Source organism: Runella sp. SP2, assembly GCF_003711225.1.
In the GTDB taxonomy this organism is placed as follows: domain Bacteria; phylum Bacteroidota; class Bacteroidia; order Cytophagales; family Spirosomataceae; genus Runella.
In genome coordinates this window covers 1,388,993-1,404,844 of sequence record NZ_CP031030.1, presented here as the reverse complement: position 1 = coordinate 1,404,844, position 15,852 = coordinate 1,388,993, and the positions used below count along the sequence as shown (strand labels likewise).

Annotated in this window: 14 protein-coding genes; 11 read left to right on the top strand and 3 right to left on the bottom strand. The window is 44.5% G+C overall.

Annotated elements, in window-relative coordinates:
* The first annotated feature begins 1 nt into the window (after position 1).
* Complete coding sequence (locus tag DTQ70_RS05920; protein ID WP_164489886.1) at positions 2–760, top strand: SH3 domain-containing protein; 759 nt, start codon at positions 2–4, stop codon at positions 758–760.
* Between the two features lie 84 nt (positions 761–844).
* Positions 845–1,318: a CHRD domain-containing protein gene (locus DTQ70_RS05915; protein ID WP_122929953.1), complete on the top strand. Its 474-nt coding sequence runs from the start codon at positions 845–847 to the stop codon at positions 1,316–1,318.
* A 62-nt stretch (positions 1,319–1,380) separates the two neighbouring features.
* Here the strand turns inward: DTQ70_RS05915 and DTQ70_RS05910 are convergent, their stop codons facing one another.
* Positions 1,381–2,640 (bottom strand): aminotransferase class V-fold PLP-dependent enzyme, encoded by a 1,260-nt coding sequence (locus DTQ70_RS05910; RefSeq protein ID WP_122929952.1) that lies wholly within the window; start codon positions 2,638–2,640, stop codon positions 1,381–1,383.
* A gap of 163 nt (positions 2,641–2,803) precedes the next feature.
* Here DTQ70_RS05910 and DTQ70_RS05905 point away from each other — a divergent pair, with 163 nt between their 5' ends.
* The 3 genes from DTQ70_RS05905 (at position 2,804) to DTQ70_RS05895 (ending at position 8,941) form a co-directional block, all read left to right on the top strand.
* Positions 2,804–3,190 (top strand): hypothetical protein, encoded by a 387-nt coding sequence (locus tag DTQ70_RS05905; RefSeq protein ID WP_122929951.1) that lies wholly within the window; start codon positions 2,804–2,806, stop codon positions 3,188–3,190.
* A 97-nt stretch (positions 3,191–3,287) separates the two neighbouring features.
* Positions 3,288–7,619 carry a CusA/CzcA family heavy metal efflux RND transporter gene (locus DTQ70_RS05900; RefSeq protein WP_122934285.1) on the top strand — a complete coding sequence of 1,444 codons (4,332 nt, stop codon included), beginning with the start codon at positions 3,288–3,290 and terminating at the stop codon, positions 7,617–7,619.
* A gap of 149 nt (positions 7,620–7,768) precedes the next feature.
* Positions 7,769–8,941: an efflux RND transporter periplasmic adaptor subunit gene (locus DTQ70_RS05895; RefSeq protein ID WP_229600078.1), complete on the top strand. Its 1,173-nt coding sequence runs from the start codon at positions 7,769–7,771 to the stop codon at positions 8,939–8,941.
* Positions 8,942–9,189: 248 nt separating this feature from the next.
* On the opposite strand, the gene DTQ70_RS05885 is transcribed toward DTQ70_RS05895, so the two are convergent.
* Entirely contained in the window at positions 9,190–10,491 is a 1,302-nt protein-coding gene (locus DTQ70_RS05885) for a hypothetical protein (RefSeq protein WP_122929949.1), read from the bottom strand.
* Entirely contained in the window at positions 10,484–11,083 is a 600-nt protein-coding gene (locus DTQ70_RS05880; RefSeq protein WP_122929948.1) for an RNA polymerase sigma factor, read from the bottom strand. Before DTQ70_RS05880 ends, DTQ70_RS05885 begins: the two co-directional genes overlap by 8 nt.
* 180 nt (positions 11,084–11,263) lie before the next feature.
* On the opposite strand from DTQ70_RS05880, the gene DTQ70_RS05875 reads away from it, so the two are divergent.
* The 6 genes from DTQ70_RS05875 (at position 11,264) to DTQ70_RS05850 (ending at position 15,848) form a co-directional block, all read left to right on the top strand.
* Positions 11,264–11,626, top strand: a complete 363-nt coding sequence (locus DTQ70_RS05875; RefSeq protein WP_122929947.1) for a cytochrome c class I — start codon at positions 11,264–11,266, stop codon at positions 11,624–11,626.
* 131 nt (positions 11,627–11,757) lie between these two features.
* Positions 11,758–13,077, top strand: a complete 1,320-nt coding sequence (locus DTQ70_RS05870; protein WP_122929946.1) for an FAD-dependent oxidoreductase — start codon at positions 11,758–11,760, stop codon at positions 13,075–13,077.
* A gap of 88 nt (positions 13,078–13,165) precedes the next feature.
* Positions 13,166–13,597: a ubiquinol-cytochrome c reductase iron-sulfur subunit gene (locus tag DTQ70_RS05865; protein WP_229600077.1), complete on the top strand. Its 432-nt coding sequence runs from the start codon at positions 13,166–13,168 to the stop codon at positions 13,595–13,597.
* Positions 13,598–13,610: 13 nt separating this feature from the next.
* On the top strand, positions 13,611–14,513 hold the full coding sequence (locus DTQ70_RS05860) for a DUF5777 family beta-barrel protein (RefSeq protein ID WP_122929944.1): 903 nt from the start codon (positions 13,611–13,613) through the stop codon (positions 14,511–14,513).
* Between the two features lie 5 nt (positions 14,514–14,518).
* Positions 14,519–15,070, top strand: coding sequence for a YceI family protein (locus DTQ70_RS05855; protein WP_122929943.1), 552 nt, complete (start codon positions 14,519–14,521; stop codon positions 15,068–15,070).
* 4 nt (positions 15,071–15,074) lie between these two features.
* Complete coding sequence (locus DTQ70_RS05850) at positions 15,075–15,848, top strand: c-type cytochrome domain-containing protein (RefSeq protein WP_122929942.1); 774 nt, start codon at positions 15,075–15,077, stop codon at positions 15,846–15,848.
* Positions 15,849–15,852: the final 4 nt, after the last annotated feature.

Below are 15,852 nucleotides of genomic sequence, written 5' to 3'. Positions count from 1 at the left end.
CTTGAATTTTTCTATAAACATCGAATTTTCGGCTAAAACGTTCATCAAACTTTTGATGGCGATAGGTTGCTTTTGTGCCATGTCGGCGCAGGGACAGTCCGTCAATTTACGTAAAGTTGATTCGTTGTTTTTGAACGGTAAAATTGAAGAAACGGAAGTTTTGTACGAACGCTACTTGTCTGGCTTCAAAAACACAACCCTCGCACCTCTACCTATTTATTATAAGTTGGCGTACATCAACGAAAAGCAAAACGACTACGCCCGTGAGTTGTATTATTTGAGTATGATTTACAACCGCCAACCAAGGCAAGCCGTTTTGAATAAAATTACAGAAACAGCGGCTAATTATAATTTATCTGGTTACGAAGTTGATGACTTTAGTTTCATTTTTCTATTTTTTAGAAAATACTCCCTTTACTTTACGTTGTTTTTGTTGATTGTTGGGATATATGCTTTCGTGGTGCTTGTCCAGAAAAAAAGGCACAATGAGCTTATCCAACGACGCCACACGTGGGTAGTGATTTTCTATTTAAGTACCTTGCTTTTACTGCTCAACTTACCTGACTTTTACCAAATTGGTATCATCAATAAGGAAACAGCTTTCCTGCGCGAATCGCCCTCCTCGGCAGCGCCCGTCAAGAAGGCGATTTCACGAGGCAACAAAGTCATCGTCCTCGGTGAAACCGATGAATGGTTACAAATTTGGTGGGACGAACACGCGCTCTATGCCAGAAAGTTAGATGTTTGGGCCATCCAATAACGGATTTTTTCTCCCTAAACTATTGGATATTGACACGGAAAACAATATTATTGCATATTCAAACAAAACAAATCAGCAAATTCCATGAAGAAATTGACGCAAGCTCTACCCTTTTTCATCGCTCTATTGATTGTGGGAGTTATGGTCAGCTGTACTGAAAAAGGTCCACACACTAATCCTGAGGTCAAATTTGAAGCAACGCTGACAGGTGCCAATGAAGTACCTCCCGTCACTACCAGTGCCACAGGCCGTATGGAGGGTGTTTACAACAAAGAGACCAAAAAGCTCACTTATACAATCACTTATTCTGGTCTTACTGCTACTGCGGGGCACTTCCATAGCGGCAATAGCTGGGAAGCAGGACCAGTAGTTTATAACTTTGGCAGTACACTAAATTCACCCATTTCTGGTTCTTGGGATTTAAACCAACAACAAGAAAATCTGCTCTTTTCGGGATTGCTTTATGCAAACATTCACACAGCAGCAAACAGAGGTGGAGAAATTCGTGGCCAAGTGAACATGGTTGATTTCAACGCTTGGAAAGCAAGTCGTAAATAATCACTTTCTACTTTTTTTATTAGCCCTTTCAAGTTTAACATCAACTTGGAAGGGCTTTCTTTTTAGCCTGCTAGTTCTTTCAACGCTTTTACAAAAGTGTCTAATTCCTGCGTGGTGGTAAACAAATGAGGCGTTACGCGCACCCCGTGAACGTTGGCATAGTCAATCGCGACAGTCCAAATTTTATATTTTTCCATCAACGTTTTGGCCAACTCCGCAGGCGAAAGCTTGGCTACACCCACGTTTCCAATCGCACCGTGGCGGGTAGAATCAGCGGGAGTATTTACAATAATTCCAGGATGGTTTCTGACTTTGGACGTCCAATATGTTTGCAAATACCGCAGCCGTGCTTCTTTTCGTTCAATGCCTATTTTTTTGTGGTAATTAATGGCATCGGCCAAGGCCAAATCCGTATGAACAGGATGCGTACCAGTGTGATTAAGTTTCCGAATGTCGTAGTCGGGATAGCCCGTTTCTCCCAATAGAGGCCAAATTTGCTTGATTTTTTCTTTCTTCACGTACAACAAACCTGCCCCCAACGGGCACCCCAACCACTTATGAAGGCTACTGCCATAGTAATCACAGTGCAAATCAGGGATTTTAAAGTCAAAATGCCCTACCGCGTGCGCGCCGTCCACCATCACCTCTACCCCACGGGCGTGTGCCATGTCAGCGATTTTTTGAATGGGTAAAATATGCCCAGTGATGTTGATGATGTGACAAACCATCAGAAGGCGGGTTTTGGGCGTAATGGCTTGTTCGTAAAGCTTAACAATTTCGTCGTCGGAGGCGGGATGATTAGGTACCGAAACAAATTTGTTCACTATCCCATAACGGCGAGCTTGTTGTTTAAACATATCAACCATGGCACCATAATCTTGTAAAGCCATCACCACTTCGTCGCCCACTTTCCAGTCGATGCCCGAAATGATGGTATCTAGTGATTCGGTCGTATTGCGCGTAATGATTACTTCCTCGTGAGAAGCGCCCACCAATTCCGCCAATTGTTTCCGCACGGCCAGCTTATCATCAAACTGCCGCGTCCGCATATACCGCGATGAAATTTTATTTATATCCCTAACGTGTTCTATATACGTATTTAGTACTTCGTCGGATGCCAAAACGTAATAGCCGTTTTCGAGATGGATAAATTCTTTCGTAACAGTAAAGCCTTTTCTGACTTCCTGCCAAAATTCTTCGTTTTGGGCGACAACTTCGGGAGATTGATGTTCAAAAGCTGACAAAGCCATATCTAATCCCGTTTGACTCAGTGTTACCAATCCTGTCATAGACTGGAGAAATTCACGTTTGTTGAGAAGCATGATGATAAGGGGGTATGGTTAAAAAGTAAAAGTAATTTTTCTTCCCCAAAAGTATCCCATGTAGGCACCAATTTCTTCGTAATTACGTTGGACTATGACAACCATCATTGAAAAACAAATACTCTTTGTCGTTATTTAGGTTGTTTTACTGTAAAATTCACTCGTGAAAGGGTTCATTTCAAAGCTTTTATTGGCAATTTACCTACTTTCAGCAACTCCTTGTAATCAGTTGCTCAAGTTGCCTGTGCTTGTAGTACACTTCCACGAACACCAACACCGAGACGCGGGTACTTCCTTCTTGAGTTTTATCTACCACCACTATGCGATAAATCACGCGGATGATGGCGACACAGCCCGCGACCAGCAACTGCCCTTTCAGTCGCACGATGACTGTGGGTCGTTTCAAGTTCCCATTTACCTCTTTCCAACGTTTGAGCCATTAGCGCCTCGCGTGGTCATTTTACAATCAGAAAAGCCTTCCTTTTATTCTGATTCGGACTTACTAGCTACCTATTTATCAGCGATTTGGCAACCGCCCCAACGCGCCTAATGAAACATTCTTGAGCCTCTATTGGCTCCATTTTTCCCTTGCAGCTCTTTTTAGTGCCGCAAGGCGATTGCTATTGTTTCATTTTTACATCATTGCCATGCTAAATTCAATCATTGAGTTTTCTGTCAAGAATAAACTCATCATTGGGCTATTTGTCCTTGCCCTCATCGGTTACGGCACCTACGAAGTAACCAAACTCCCCATTGATGCCGTCCCCGACATCACCAATAACCAAGTACAAGTCATTACGATTGCGCCGTCGTTGGGAGCGACCGACATTGAGCGCTTGGTTACTTTTCCCATCGAACAAGCCAATAACAACATTTCGGGACTTATCGAAATTAGAAGTTTTTCACGCTTTGGGTTATCGCTCGTGACCATTGTTTTTGACGACGAAACCGATATTTATTGGGCACGGCAGCAAGTAGCCGAACGCCTTCAAAAAGTCCAAGCCGAAATCCCACAAGGTATCGGAGTACCCGAATTAGGCCCTGTATCTACGGGTTTAGGCGAAATTTATCAGTACGTGGTTCGTCCCAAAGAAGGCTACGAATCACAGTACAACGAAACCGACTTACGTACCATCCAAGACTGGATTGTCCGCCGTCAACTCCTTGGTGTAAAAGGCGTTGCGGAAGTGAGCAGCTTTGGAGGTAAACTCAAACAATATTCCATTGAGGTGGACCCGAACAAGCTACAAGCGTACGGAATTACCATCAATGATGTCTTCAAAGCACTCGAAACCAACAACCAAAATACGGGAGGTTCTTACATCGAAAAAGCATCTACGGTGCTGTATATTCGCAGTGAGGGACTGGTAGGTACGTTGGGTGACATCAAAAATATTGCCATCAAGAGCCTCAGCGGCGGTACGCCTTTATTTATCGGCGACGTAGCCGATGTAAAACTAGGATACGCCACCCGCTTTGGCGCCATGACTTACAACGACCAAGGGGAAGTAGCAGGTGCGGTGGTAATGATGCTCAAGGGTGCCAACAGCAGTGAGGTAATCAAAAACGTCAAAGAACGCATTGCCCAAATTCAGAAAACCCTGCCCGAAGGTGTGGTCATTGAAGCGTTTTTGGACCGAACCAAAATGGTTAATCATGCCATTGGAACGGTAGAACAAAACCTTTTGGAAGGCGCTTTAATCGTCATTTTGGTGCTTGTGTTCTTTTTGGGTAACCTCCGCGCGGGCTTACTAGTAGCGTCGGTGATTCCATTGGCGATGCTGTTTGCCATCATTATGATGAACCTTTTTGGCGTAAGCGGCAACCTGATGAGTTTGGGCGCGTTAGATTTTGGGCTTATCGTCGATGGGGCGGTGATTATTGTGGAGGCGGTCATGCACCAACTTTCCCACAACAAAAAATTTACCGAACTAACGCACCTTAGCCAGCCCCAAATGGACACGGAAGTAAAACAATCGGCCAGTAAAATGATGAACAGCGCCGTGTTTGGGCAGGTTATTATTTTGGTGGTGTATTTACCCATTTTTACGCTCCAAGGCATTGAGGGAAAGATGTTTAAACCCATGGCACAAACCGTGGCTTTTGCCTTATTGGGGGCATTTTTGCTTTCTCTAACGTATATCCCCATGATGAGTTCGGTGTTTTTGAGTAAAAAAATTCATCATGTCCCCAATTTCTCCGACCGATTCATGGCAAAAGTGGAAATATTTTACCAAAATGCCCTTACCAAAATCATAGAGTTCCCAAAAATGGTTTTAGTCGGCGTGATTTCTCTTTTTGCTATCTCAATCTTGGTTTTCAGCACTTTGGGCGGCGAATTTATCCCTGCTCTCGAAGAAGGAGACTTTGCCGTGGACACCCGCGTGCTTACGGGGAGTAGCCTCACGACGACCATTGAAAGCACCCAAAAAGCAGCGCATATTCTCAAATCTCGCTTCCCTGAAGTGGAAAAAGTAGTCACCAAAATTGGGAGCGGCGAAGTACCCACCGACCCCATGCCCATGGATGCCAGCGACATGATGGTGATTTTGAAAGACAAAAAAGAATGGACTTCTGCCAAATCGTTTAGTGAATTGTCCGAAAAAATGGGAGCAGCCCTGGCCGAAATCCCTGGCGTAACGGCAGGGTTTCAGTTTCCCGTCCAGATGCGTTTCAACGAATTGATGACGGGGGCGCGGCAAGACGTAGTTTGTAAAATTTTTGGGGAAGATTTGGATACCCTTTCTTCTTACGCTAATAAGCTAGGTACCCTCATCGAAAAAATCGACGGTGCTAAAAACCTCTACGTGGAAACCGTGTCGGGGATTCCCCAAATTGTGATTCAGTACAATCGTAACGCCATTGCCCAATACAACCTCAACATTACGGACATCAATCGGGTGGTAAATACGGCTTTTGCGGGGCAAAGTAGCGGTATGGTCTATGAAGGTGAGAAACGCTTTGACTTGGTCGTCCGCCTAAGCGGCGCGCAAAAGAAAGACCTAACCTCAGTTCAAAACTTGCTCATTCCCACACCCAATGGCCCGCAAGTTCCACTGTATCAATTGGCAGATGTACAAATCAAAGAAGGCCCCAACCAAATTCAGCGGGAGGATGCCAAGCGGCGCATTGTAGTGGGGTTCAACGTTCGCGGTCGCGACGTTCAAAGCATTGTCAACGAACTCCAAGGCAAAGTAACCCAAGGAATTCGCTTCCCAACGGGCTACTATATTACGTACGGCGGGGCGTTTGAAAACCTCAACGCGGCCAAAGAACGGTTGATGATTGCCGTACCTGTTTCGTTGGCGTTAATTTTTCTGTTGCTCTTTTTCGCCTTCAATTCCGTCAAACAAGGACTACTCATTTATTCTGCCATTCCTTTGTCGGCCATTGGTGGAATTTTGCTTTTGGCCGCGCGCGGAATGCCCTTTAGTATCAGCGCGGGCGTTGGATTTATTGCCTTGTTTGGGGTAGCGGTTTTAAACGGAATTGTACTCATTGCTGAATTTAACCGACTCAAAGCGAGCGGAATAGAAGAACTCAAACAAATTGTCATCCACGGCACCAAAGTTCGACTTCGCCCCGTATTGATGACGGCGTTCGTTGCTTCTTTAGGCTTTTTGCCCATGGCCATTAGCAACGGTGCAGGTGCCGAAGTCCAACGGCCACTTGCTACGGTCGTGATTGGCGGGCTGATGATTGCTACCTTTCTGACGTTATTTGTCTTGCCCATTTTATACATGACGTTTGAAAAAATTGGAAAAAAACCTCCCCTAGCCGTTCTCTTGGCGTTAGGATTTATTAGTTTTTCAACGCACGCTCAAACGCCCATTACATTGGAGGCAGCGATTGATACTGCACTGAAAAACAACTTATTAATCAAAAACGAAAAGCTCGTTTCGGCTTACCAACAAGCCCTAACGAAAACCGCCAAAGCGCTTCCCCAAACGACCGTCACGGCCGAATTAGGCCAAATCAACAGCGTTTATTTTGACTCCAAAGTCGGTATTGATCAATCGTTTAGCTTTCCGAAAGTGTATCAAACCCAACAAAATTTATTGAACGCCGAGTGGCAGCGCAGTGTGTTGGCCGTCAACGTTCGGGAGGCGGACGTTCGGAAGCAAGTTGCCCAAGTTTTTTACGAATTGGTGTATTTACAACAAAAGAAACGGTTGCTACAGTTTGCCGATACCCTTTACACCGACTTCTTCAAACGGGCAGAATTGCGGCTTGCCAAAGGTGAAAGTAATATCCTTGAAAAAGCCACGGCCGAAACGCAATTGGGACAAATCACGACGCAGTTGAACCAACTTCAGTTTGATTCGGAGGCGCTTCAATGGCAATTTCAACTGCTGTTGAATACAACGACCCTTTTTACTCCGACCGTTTTGGCGTTCAAGCTCGCCTCCCCTTCTCAACTCCTTTCCATCAACGACCACCCTTATTTAAGGTGGTTGCGACAACAGCAACAAGTAGCCGAGGCTAGTTTTCAGGTTGAAAAAGCGCGGTTGTTACCGAACCTTTCGGTGCTGTACAACAACGGAAGTATCAGAGGTACAGGCGCTGACAATCAAACCTATACAGGTTTTCACCGCTTTCAGTCGGTACAGTTGGGGGTAGGAATCCCGATTTTTGCAGCGGCCCAAAAAGCCCAAATCAACAGTGCCAAAGTTCAAAAACTCATCGCTGAAAGTAACATTCAAGTAGGCGTTCAATCGCTTCAAACCAACTACCAAACGGCCAAAGCCCAGTACCAGAAGTTTTTGAATACGGTCACTTATTTTGAAAATACGGCTTTGTCCAACGCTCAATTGATTATGACCACCGCCAACCAACAACTGTTGGCAGGAAACATCAATTATCTGGAGTGGGTGCTGCTCGTCAATCAAGCTACCACGGTGCGAAATGACTACGTAGAGGCAGTCAAAAACCTCAATAACGCCGCCATCCAACTCCAGTATTTTAGTCAAACCAATTAATCCTTCGACTTCAATGGCGTGCTAGCTAAATTTTTTTAAAGTTTTACCCGCAGATTGACGCAGATTTAAAATCGCAGATAAATCGCTGTCCTTTTTCATCGAGCCTCTGCGGGCGAAATAATCAAATGAATTTCTTAACAATGACTTCTATGAAACTTACCATAAAATTCCCAAAAATGCCTTTCGGTCCCTCTTTTTTGAGTGGACTCCTTTTCTGTTCAGCCATTTTTGTTCTCACAGCTTGCAGTGAGAAAACCTCCGAAACCAACGCCACCGCTGCCCCAGCGGATGAAAACTTGATTCAACTCAGCGATGCTCAGCTCAAAAACGCCGAGATTGTAACGGGAACATTGACCCAACGGCCTATTTCATCGGTGTTGAAGGTCAACGGACGCGTTGAAGTTCCACCCCAAAACGTAGTTTCCATCAGTGTACCTACGGGTGGTTATTTAGACGAAACCGATTTGTTGGTAGGGATGAACGTTCGCAAAGGGCAAGTATTGGCTGTCATGGAAGACCAGCAGTACATTCAACTCCAGCAGGATTATTTGACGGCAAAATCTAAAATCAACTTCCTCGAAAACGAGTATTTGCGCCAAAAAGACCTCAATCAAAGCAAAGCCAGCAGCGACAAAGTGTATCAGCTTTCGGAGGCCGAGTTTCGGAGCCAAAAAGTGTTGATTAGCGCCTTAGCCCAAAAACTTCGGTTGGTAGGCATCAATCCCGACCATTTGAGCGAAAACAACATTACGCGTACCGTTAAGGTCATTTCGCCCATCAACGGCTATGTGTCTAAAATCAATACCAACATCGGCAAGTACGTCTCACCGACGGAAGTGATGTTTGAATTGGTGAACCCTTCGGACATTCACTTGGTACTGAAAGTGTTTGAAAAAGACGTGGATAAACTCTACATCGGGCAGAAAATTTGGGCTTATACCAACAATCAACCCGAGCGAAAACACCTTTCAGAAGTAATTATGATTGGGAAAGACCTTACGTCTGACCGTGCCACGGAAGTACAATGTCATTTTCGACAGTACGACAAAGCCCTCATTCCAGGCACGTACATGAACGCGGAAGTAGAAGTTAAAAACAACCAAGCTTACGTACTTCCCGAAGATGCCATTGTGAGGTACCAAGGTAAACAGTACGCTTTTGTCCAGAAATCAAATAAAGAATTTTTGATGAGTGAAGTCAACGTAGGGAATACCGAAAATGGCTTTACTGAGATTTTGTCTCCAGCGCCCAGTCAGCACAATTTTGTGGTAAAAGGCGCTTATACGCTTTTGATGAGCCTGAAAAACAAGTCAGAAGAGTAAGTAAATTGATTCTTTACCCGCAGATGGGCGCAGAATAATGCAAACGCAGATTTTCGCAGAGAAGGGACTTTAAACTGTCATTATTCAGCGAAAATCTGCGGCTTTAAATCTGCGCCCATCTGCGGGTAAAAATCCAAATTCATTGAGTAAGCAAAGAAAATATAACCCTAAAAGTAAGAAATAGCCCTCTTTTCCTTCCATCACTAACTCGTTGGGGTTGCCTTTTTGATACCAAATAAAGAACCCACTTACTTTTTCCCAAACTCTACCCACAACGAGGCTTTTATTCCAAAAACATTGTTTCCTCCAACGGCATATTCGGGTTGACGAAACGAAAAGTTGACAAAAGGCTGCACTTGAGCTATTCCCTGTTTCCATTTCTTCTGAAGACCTACCCCAAACGTATATTCATAAAATGATTTCGGTAGGTGCTTGGTTTCGGTTGAGAGATATTGCTCGTCTCCATCTTTGTAAATTTCAAACTTGACTTGATTAAAAGCCCGCAAATCCACGTTGGTGGACGTGGCAAAGACCAAAGAAAAATCGCGCCGCAGTGGTAAATAATACTTGAACCCAATGGGCATTTCTACCGTTGAAACGTGCGTTTCGATTTCTTCTAAACGGTCATTGGGCGGAATGACATCGGCAAATTGTTTGACAAAATCTAACCCTGTGGCGGCATTATACTCTTTGACAGTCTCATACTCTTGGCTTGAAAACGTGTGCGCATGTAAGCCTGCCGAAATGCTAAAATTGGGTGATAAAAACAGTTCAACACTCGGCCCGACGCCAATTTTCTTGAATCCAAACTCCGACTCTACCCCTATCCGTACGCGGGGCGTTGGGAATTTGAACGTTTTCTTTGCCAAGGGAGGTGCGGCTTTGGCCGTGGTGTCTTTTGAAGTAGGCAACTGCGCTACTGGTTTTGGTTCTGTGGTCAAAGAATCCTCCTTCGCGGTGGTTTCATTCGGCATTGGCTCGGTTGGTACAGCTTCCGTCGGCTGGGCTTCGAGCGGTTTTTCAGTAGCCGTTACCGCTAGTGTATCCGTCGCTTTCGCCCCGCGAACTTCGGGTAATAATTGCGCTGGGTTTTTCTTTAAATTTTCCTTTTTTAACCGCTGGTTTTTAGTCCCTTCTGAACTGACATTCGTAGTGGCCAATTGATAACCGTTTTCCTCAGTATTATGAACATAACGATGCTCTACCACCATTTTTTTGATGATATACACCGTATCTACTTGGTGCGTAGAGACAAGCTGCGCCGAAGAGGAAGTCGTTCGTCGCAACGTTGCTACATCTTGTTTTAAGGTAGAATTTTCTTCATAGAGTCGTTTTATAAGCTGCTGATTTTTAAACTGATAATAAAGATTACCGAGCAAACCCGTAAAAATAAGTCCACCCATGGTCAGCAATCCCCACTCTCTTAAAAACGACAAATACCAAGGAACGGGCAATCTCTTTTTGACCGTTTCCCAGCCCTCGGGGCTCATCGGACGGTTGACGGACTCCAATTGTTGTTTGATTCTCCGTTCAAAAAAATCATTATTCATGTTTGTGTGTGATTTCGTCTTGTTGAACAACATATGCGCTTATCCAACTCTGAAGTTTTGCCTTGGCTTTCGACAAGTTGGAGCGAGAAGCACTTTCACTAATTCCGAGCATTTCTGCGATTTCGTTGTGGTTGTATCCTTCGACTACTGACAACGAAAAAACGGTGCGGTACGACATAGGAAGACGCTGAACGAAAACCATGATTTCGTCGGCAGTAATCGTCATTAAGTACTCGTCTTTGTAATTAGAATCGACCCACGGCACTTGCGAAGCATCTTCCACATCGACCCAACTGATTTTGTGGGTATTACGTCTGAAATAATCAATCGCTGTATTGACCATCAGTCGCTTCAACCACCCTTCAAAAGGTTGAGCGGGGTCGTACTTCTCTATTTTATCAAAGACTTTCAAAAACCCATCACTTACCATTTCTTCCGCTTCTACCTCATTTTGGGCATACCTAAGGCAGGTGTTTTTGGCAAAGTTGGCGTAGCGTTCAAATAATTGACGCTGCGCCTTAGCCTCTCGCCGAAGACACCCTTCTAGTATTTCTTGCCACGTAACGGCATTGGTTCTTTTCTTAAATATCACCCCTTTTAGCTGCGTTGAGATTGTTACATATTAACATACGCAATAATATTTTGAAATGCTTCTCCAAAAAAAAATAAAAAAATATGGCGAAACAGAAGAAGCGTTTTATCTGCCACTCCACGTATGCTATTACAAAGACCTTCCTCCTTTATACTTGTTTAACCATTAAATTAATTTTTTATGAATCTATCCTCTTTTAAACCAAAAATTGCCTTGACGCTTTTGGCAGGAGCAGCCATCGTATCATCTTGTAAAGAACAATTCCTGACTGATACTCCAGCGACTACCAAAACAACGGCTAACGCGCGAATAGCTGCAACCAATGAAGATACTGGACGGCTCCTTGCGTCTAACTGCTTTCAGTGCCACGGCACAAACGGATACGGGATGGAACACCTCGCGGGGATGCCAACCACGGAGCTCATAGAAGAAATGAATGAAATGAAAGCAAAAGTTGTCAGCAAAGACATTATGAATGTTCACGCCCAAGCGTACACCACGGAAGAAATTCAATTAATTGCTGAGTTCTTCTCCAAACAATAAAACAAACTTTCCTCCCTCTTTTTATAAGTTGAGCAAGCCAGCTGCGTTGACCTTGTTCAATTTTCTTGCCTGAAAATTCGGGTGGGGTACTTTCTTTTATCTTTTTTTAACCTATACACTACTAAGAAATTATGAAAAGACGTGATTTTATCAATCATATTGGGGCCTCTGCCCTTAGTTTGGCAGTCCTTCATGAAGCTTTTGCCCACGATGATGATGACGACCGAGTAAAAAACGTCCCAGTCACAATTCCCACCAATACGGGCGTTTCTGGCCGTGTCATTGTAGTGGGAGGAGGAATGGCAGGAACAACAGCTGCTAAGTATTCACGGTTATGGGGAGGCGTTGATGTTGACGTCACCCTCGTAGAACCCAATGCTGTTTATTACTCTAATATATTCAGTAACATGGTGTTAACGGGTGAACGAACCTTGAACCAGATTACTTTCAATTACAATACGCTGATTAGTAAATACGGGGTAAAACTCGAAACGAGTGCCGTTACCAACATTGACCCAATTGGAAAAAATGTCCATCTGGGCAATGGCAAAACACTTGCTTATGATCGCCTCATTCTAGCCCCAGGCATTGACTTTGACCCACTTCCACTTTCGGGAACGGCCGACAATCAAGCTAAGATTTTGCACGCTTGGAAAGCAGGTGCCCAAACAACGGCCCTGAAAGCGCAGATACAATCGATGACCAAAAAAGATACGTTCATAATGACCATTCCACCTAAACCGTACCGCTGTCCGCCAGGCCCTTACGAACGTGCGTGCGTGGTGGCAGACTACCTAAAACGAGTCAAAGGTGGTGGAAAAGTGATTATTCTTGATGCCAATCCAGGCATTCAGGCACAACCTACCAACTTTACCAATGCTTTTAACAACACCCACAAAGGCATAATCACCTATGTACCAGGCGCTACCATCAATAGTATTGATGCCAATACAGGCACGGTGAATACGGCCGTGGGTTCGTTCAATGGAAAAGTAATTAATGCCATTCCAACGCACAAAGCGGGCAGTTTGATTACCCAGTCGGGTATCGGGCTGGCCAATGCAGGCGGCGGAAGGTGGGCGGGCGTGAACGTACTTTCGTACGAATCAACGTCTGTCCCCAACGTTCACATTATTGGCGATGCCTCTTCGACCACGCAGCCCAAAGCAGGGCACATTGCCAATGCCGAAGCAAAAGTCTGCGTAGATGCCATCATTCGACTCTTCCGTGGCGATACGCTCAATCAGGCTCCTATTACTAATTCCTCTTGTTTTACCCCCATCACCAAAACAACCGCTTCTTGGTTGTCGGTGGTGTTTCGTTATGACCCTGCCACTGCGACTATGCTTCCCACGGGAAAAGGCGTGGTGGAATCCAGCGGCGCATCAAAAGATTTTCATGAAGATATGCTCAAATGGTTTGACAACTTGATGTCAGACACATTTGCTTAGTAGGGTTGCTTGAATTCGACTGTGCCCAAGGCAAGGATTCTTGGGCAAAGTTTTCTCCCATTTTTAATTAAACATAACAATCAATAAGATGATGAATCAGCAAGAAAAAATCAAAAGAAACGAGTTTTTGAAAAAACTTGGATTTTCAGGCGCGTCCCTTTTCGCCCTTTACACCCTCGACAGTTGCCAAAACGAATCAAACGTGGCACCCCTCACTGGTGATATTACCGTCGATTTAGCCGATGCGTCCAACGCCCAACTAAAAACGAACGGTGGTTATGTCATTAAAAACGGGGTGGTGATTGCTCGGGTAAACGCAACCACTTACATAGCCGCCACCCTTACGTGTAGCCACGAGGGTAAGAATCAAATCATGTTTAAAAGTAATGAATGGTACTGTACGGCCCACGGTGCTCGCTTCGACCAAACGGGCAGAGGATTAAATACGGAAGGGAAAAAAGGGTTGAAGATATACCAAACGACACTTTTGAATTCTACCCTAACAGTTAAAGCTGCATAATTGACAATCAGTCATGAAGAAAATCATTCTAATGTTATTCATCTTGAGCTATGGCAGCGCCATGGCCCAAGATGACCTCCTCAAAATGCTTGACAATGAATCGACAGGTCCGATTTATGCCACAGCCACGTTTAAATCAACACGGGTCATCAATGGGCAATCCATTGAAAATATTGCAAAAAAACACCTCGATTTTCGGATTTCACACCGTTTTGGAACCCTTAATTCTGGCTTTTCAAATTTGTGGGGCTTGGACGAAGCCCGCATTCGGATTGGGCTAGAATACGGTATTACTGACCGTTTGATGATTGGAGCGGGGCGGAGTTCGTACCAAAAAACGTACGATTATTTTGTCAAATACAAGCTTTTACGACAATCAAATCGCTGGTACGAGCCAGTTACGTTAAGTGTTTTTGCGGGAGCTTATACAAATACGATGGCTACTACGACCGACATGAAGTTTTACAATAATCTCGAACGACAAATGTACGTAGGGCAATTGTTAATCGCTCGTAAGTTCAGTGATCGAGTATCTCTCCAACTGACCCCCACGTACCTGCACCGCAACAAAACCGAAAGCCAAATCGACGAAAACGACGTTTTTGGAACGGGCATTGGGGGACGTTTCAAACTTAGCAAACGCACCTCTTTCAACGCCGAATATTTTTATACCGTCAAAAAAATCGGTACGGCCTACGTTCGTGATCCACAGTACAAAGACTGCCTCTCATTGGGATTTGACATTGAAACGGGCGGGCACGTTTTTCAGCTTCATTTATCCAACTCTCGCGGGATGGTTGAAAACCAGTTCATTGGCGCCACAACGGGAAGCTGGGGGAAAGGCGATATTTTCTACGGATTTAACATTTCACGCGTTTTTAGCTTTGACAAAGACGCAAAAAAAACACACAAATAATCACCATGAGAATTCCATTGATTCTTCTTTTATGCTTTGTCATCGGCAAAGCAATGGGGCAGGATATGCTTATTGCCCGCAATGCTCAAGTAAGTTTTTTCTCAGAAACACCACTCGAAAACATTTCGGGGTTAAACAAAAATGTTACGGCCATTCTCAACAAAAAAAACAACGAAGTGGCCGTGAAAATGCAAGTAGCGCAGTTTGAGTTTCCGAACAAACTGATGCAAGAACACTTCAACGAAAACTACTTAGAATCCGACAAATACCCGACGGCGTCGTTTACGGGAAAAATTCAGGAGAAGGTTGATTTTAGCAAAGAAGGAGTACAAGCAGTGACCGCAAAGGGTGCTCTAAATATGCACGGTGTCACCAGAGAACGCACAATGTCAGGAAAGCTAACCGTCACAAAAACAGGGGCATCGTTGGTATGCGAGTTCAACGTTCCGCTAACTGATCACAAAATCGAGATACCCAAGCTCGTTTTTGAGAAAATAGCCGAAGTCATTACCATCAAAACCAGTTTTTCTTTTGCCCCTTACGAATCAAAAAAATAAGAACATGAAAGCATTCATCAACGCCTTTTTTTTCGCAATTTTAATGGGTTTATTGGGAGGATGTTTGTACGAAAAAGGAGGCCCACTTCCATCCGACACAAGTTCAAGCACCAACGGCGGAACCGATACTAGTGGAGGTGGTGGAAGTACTGCGGCACTTGATTCGTTGCCGTGTGGCTCTCCTACTACCACCAACGCCCAAAATCAGGTTTGTTTTAACACGGCTATTTTGCCCCTCTTTTTAGCCAACTGCGCTACCAGTGGCTGTCATGATTCCAAAACCGCTGAAGATGGATACGACCTCACCTCGTATGAGAAAATAGTTCGTAAAGGCATTACGGCAGGAAACGCCAAGAAAAGTAAATTGTACCAAGTCATCATTGATACCAGCAAAGAGCGTATGCCTCCGCCACCGAGCGCGCCCTTTAGTAACGACAAAGTGCAGTTAATTGCCAATTGGATTAATCAGGGCGCAAAAAATATTACTTGCGAAACTACTGGTTCAACAAATTCAGCGCAGGCAGCTAGTTATTCCAAGCACTTAGTTCCTATCCTAGAGTATTATTGCACGGGTTGCCACAACAACACAAGTCAATCTGGGAATATCAATTTAGTAGGTTATACCAACGTGCTTCCATTGGCCAAAAATGGCAAACTATACGGCTCTATCACCCATGCGACGGGCTATCAACCCATGCCTAGTAGTAGTTTAAAACTCTCAGATTGTCAGATTAGTTTGGTCAAAAAATGGATTGACTCGGGGATGCTCAACAATTAAGTAC

Coding starts and splice junctions, on each gene's coding strand:
- DTQ70_RS05915 (WP_122929953.1), top strand. CDS start 845: ATGAAGAAATTGACGCAAGCTCTACCCTTTTTCATCGCTCTATTGATT.
- DTQ70_RS05910 (WP_122929952.1), bottom strand. CDS start 2,640: ATGCTTCTCAACAAACGTGAATTTCTCCAGTCTATGACAGGATTGGTA.
- DTQ70_RS05900 (WP_122934285.1), top strand. CDS start 3,288: ATGCTAAATTCAATCATTGAGTTTTCTGTCAAGAATAAACTCATCATT.
- DTQ70_RS05895 (WP_229600078.1), top strand. CDS start 7,769: ATGAAACTTACCATAAAATTCCCAAAAATGCCTTTCGGTCCCTCTTTT.
- DTQ70_RS05885 (WP_122929949.1), bottom strand. CDS start 10,491: ATGAATAATGATTTTTTTGAACGGAGAATCAAACAACAATTGGAGTCC.
- DTQ70_RS05875 (WP_122929947.1), top strand. CDS start 11,264: ATGAATCTATCCTCTTTTAAACCAAAAATTGCCTTGACGCTTTTGGCA.
- DTQ70_RS05870 (WP_122929946.1), top strand. CDS start 11,758: ATGAAAAGACGTGATTTTATCAATCATATTGGGGCCTCTGCCCTTAGT.
- DTQ70_RS05865 (WP_229600077.1), top strand. CDS start 13,166: ATGATGAATCAGCAAGAAAAAATCAAAAGAAACGAGTTTTTGAAAAAA.
- DTQ70_RS05860 (WP_122929944.1), top strand. CDS start 13,611: ATGAAGAAAATCATTCTAATGTTATTCATCTTGAGCTATGGCAGCGCC.
- DTQ70_RS05855 (WP_122929943.1), top strand. CDS start 14,519: ATGAGAATTCCATTGATTCTTCTTTTATGCTTTGTCATCGGCAAAGCA.
- DTQ70_RS05850 (WP_122929942.1), top strand. CDS start 15,075: ATGAAAGCATTCATCAACGCCTTTTTTTTCGCAATTTTAATGGGTTTA.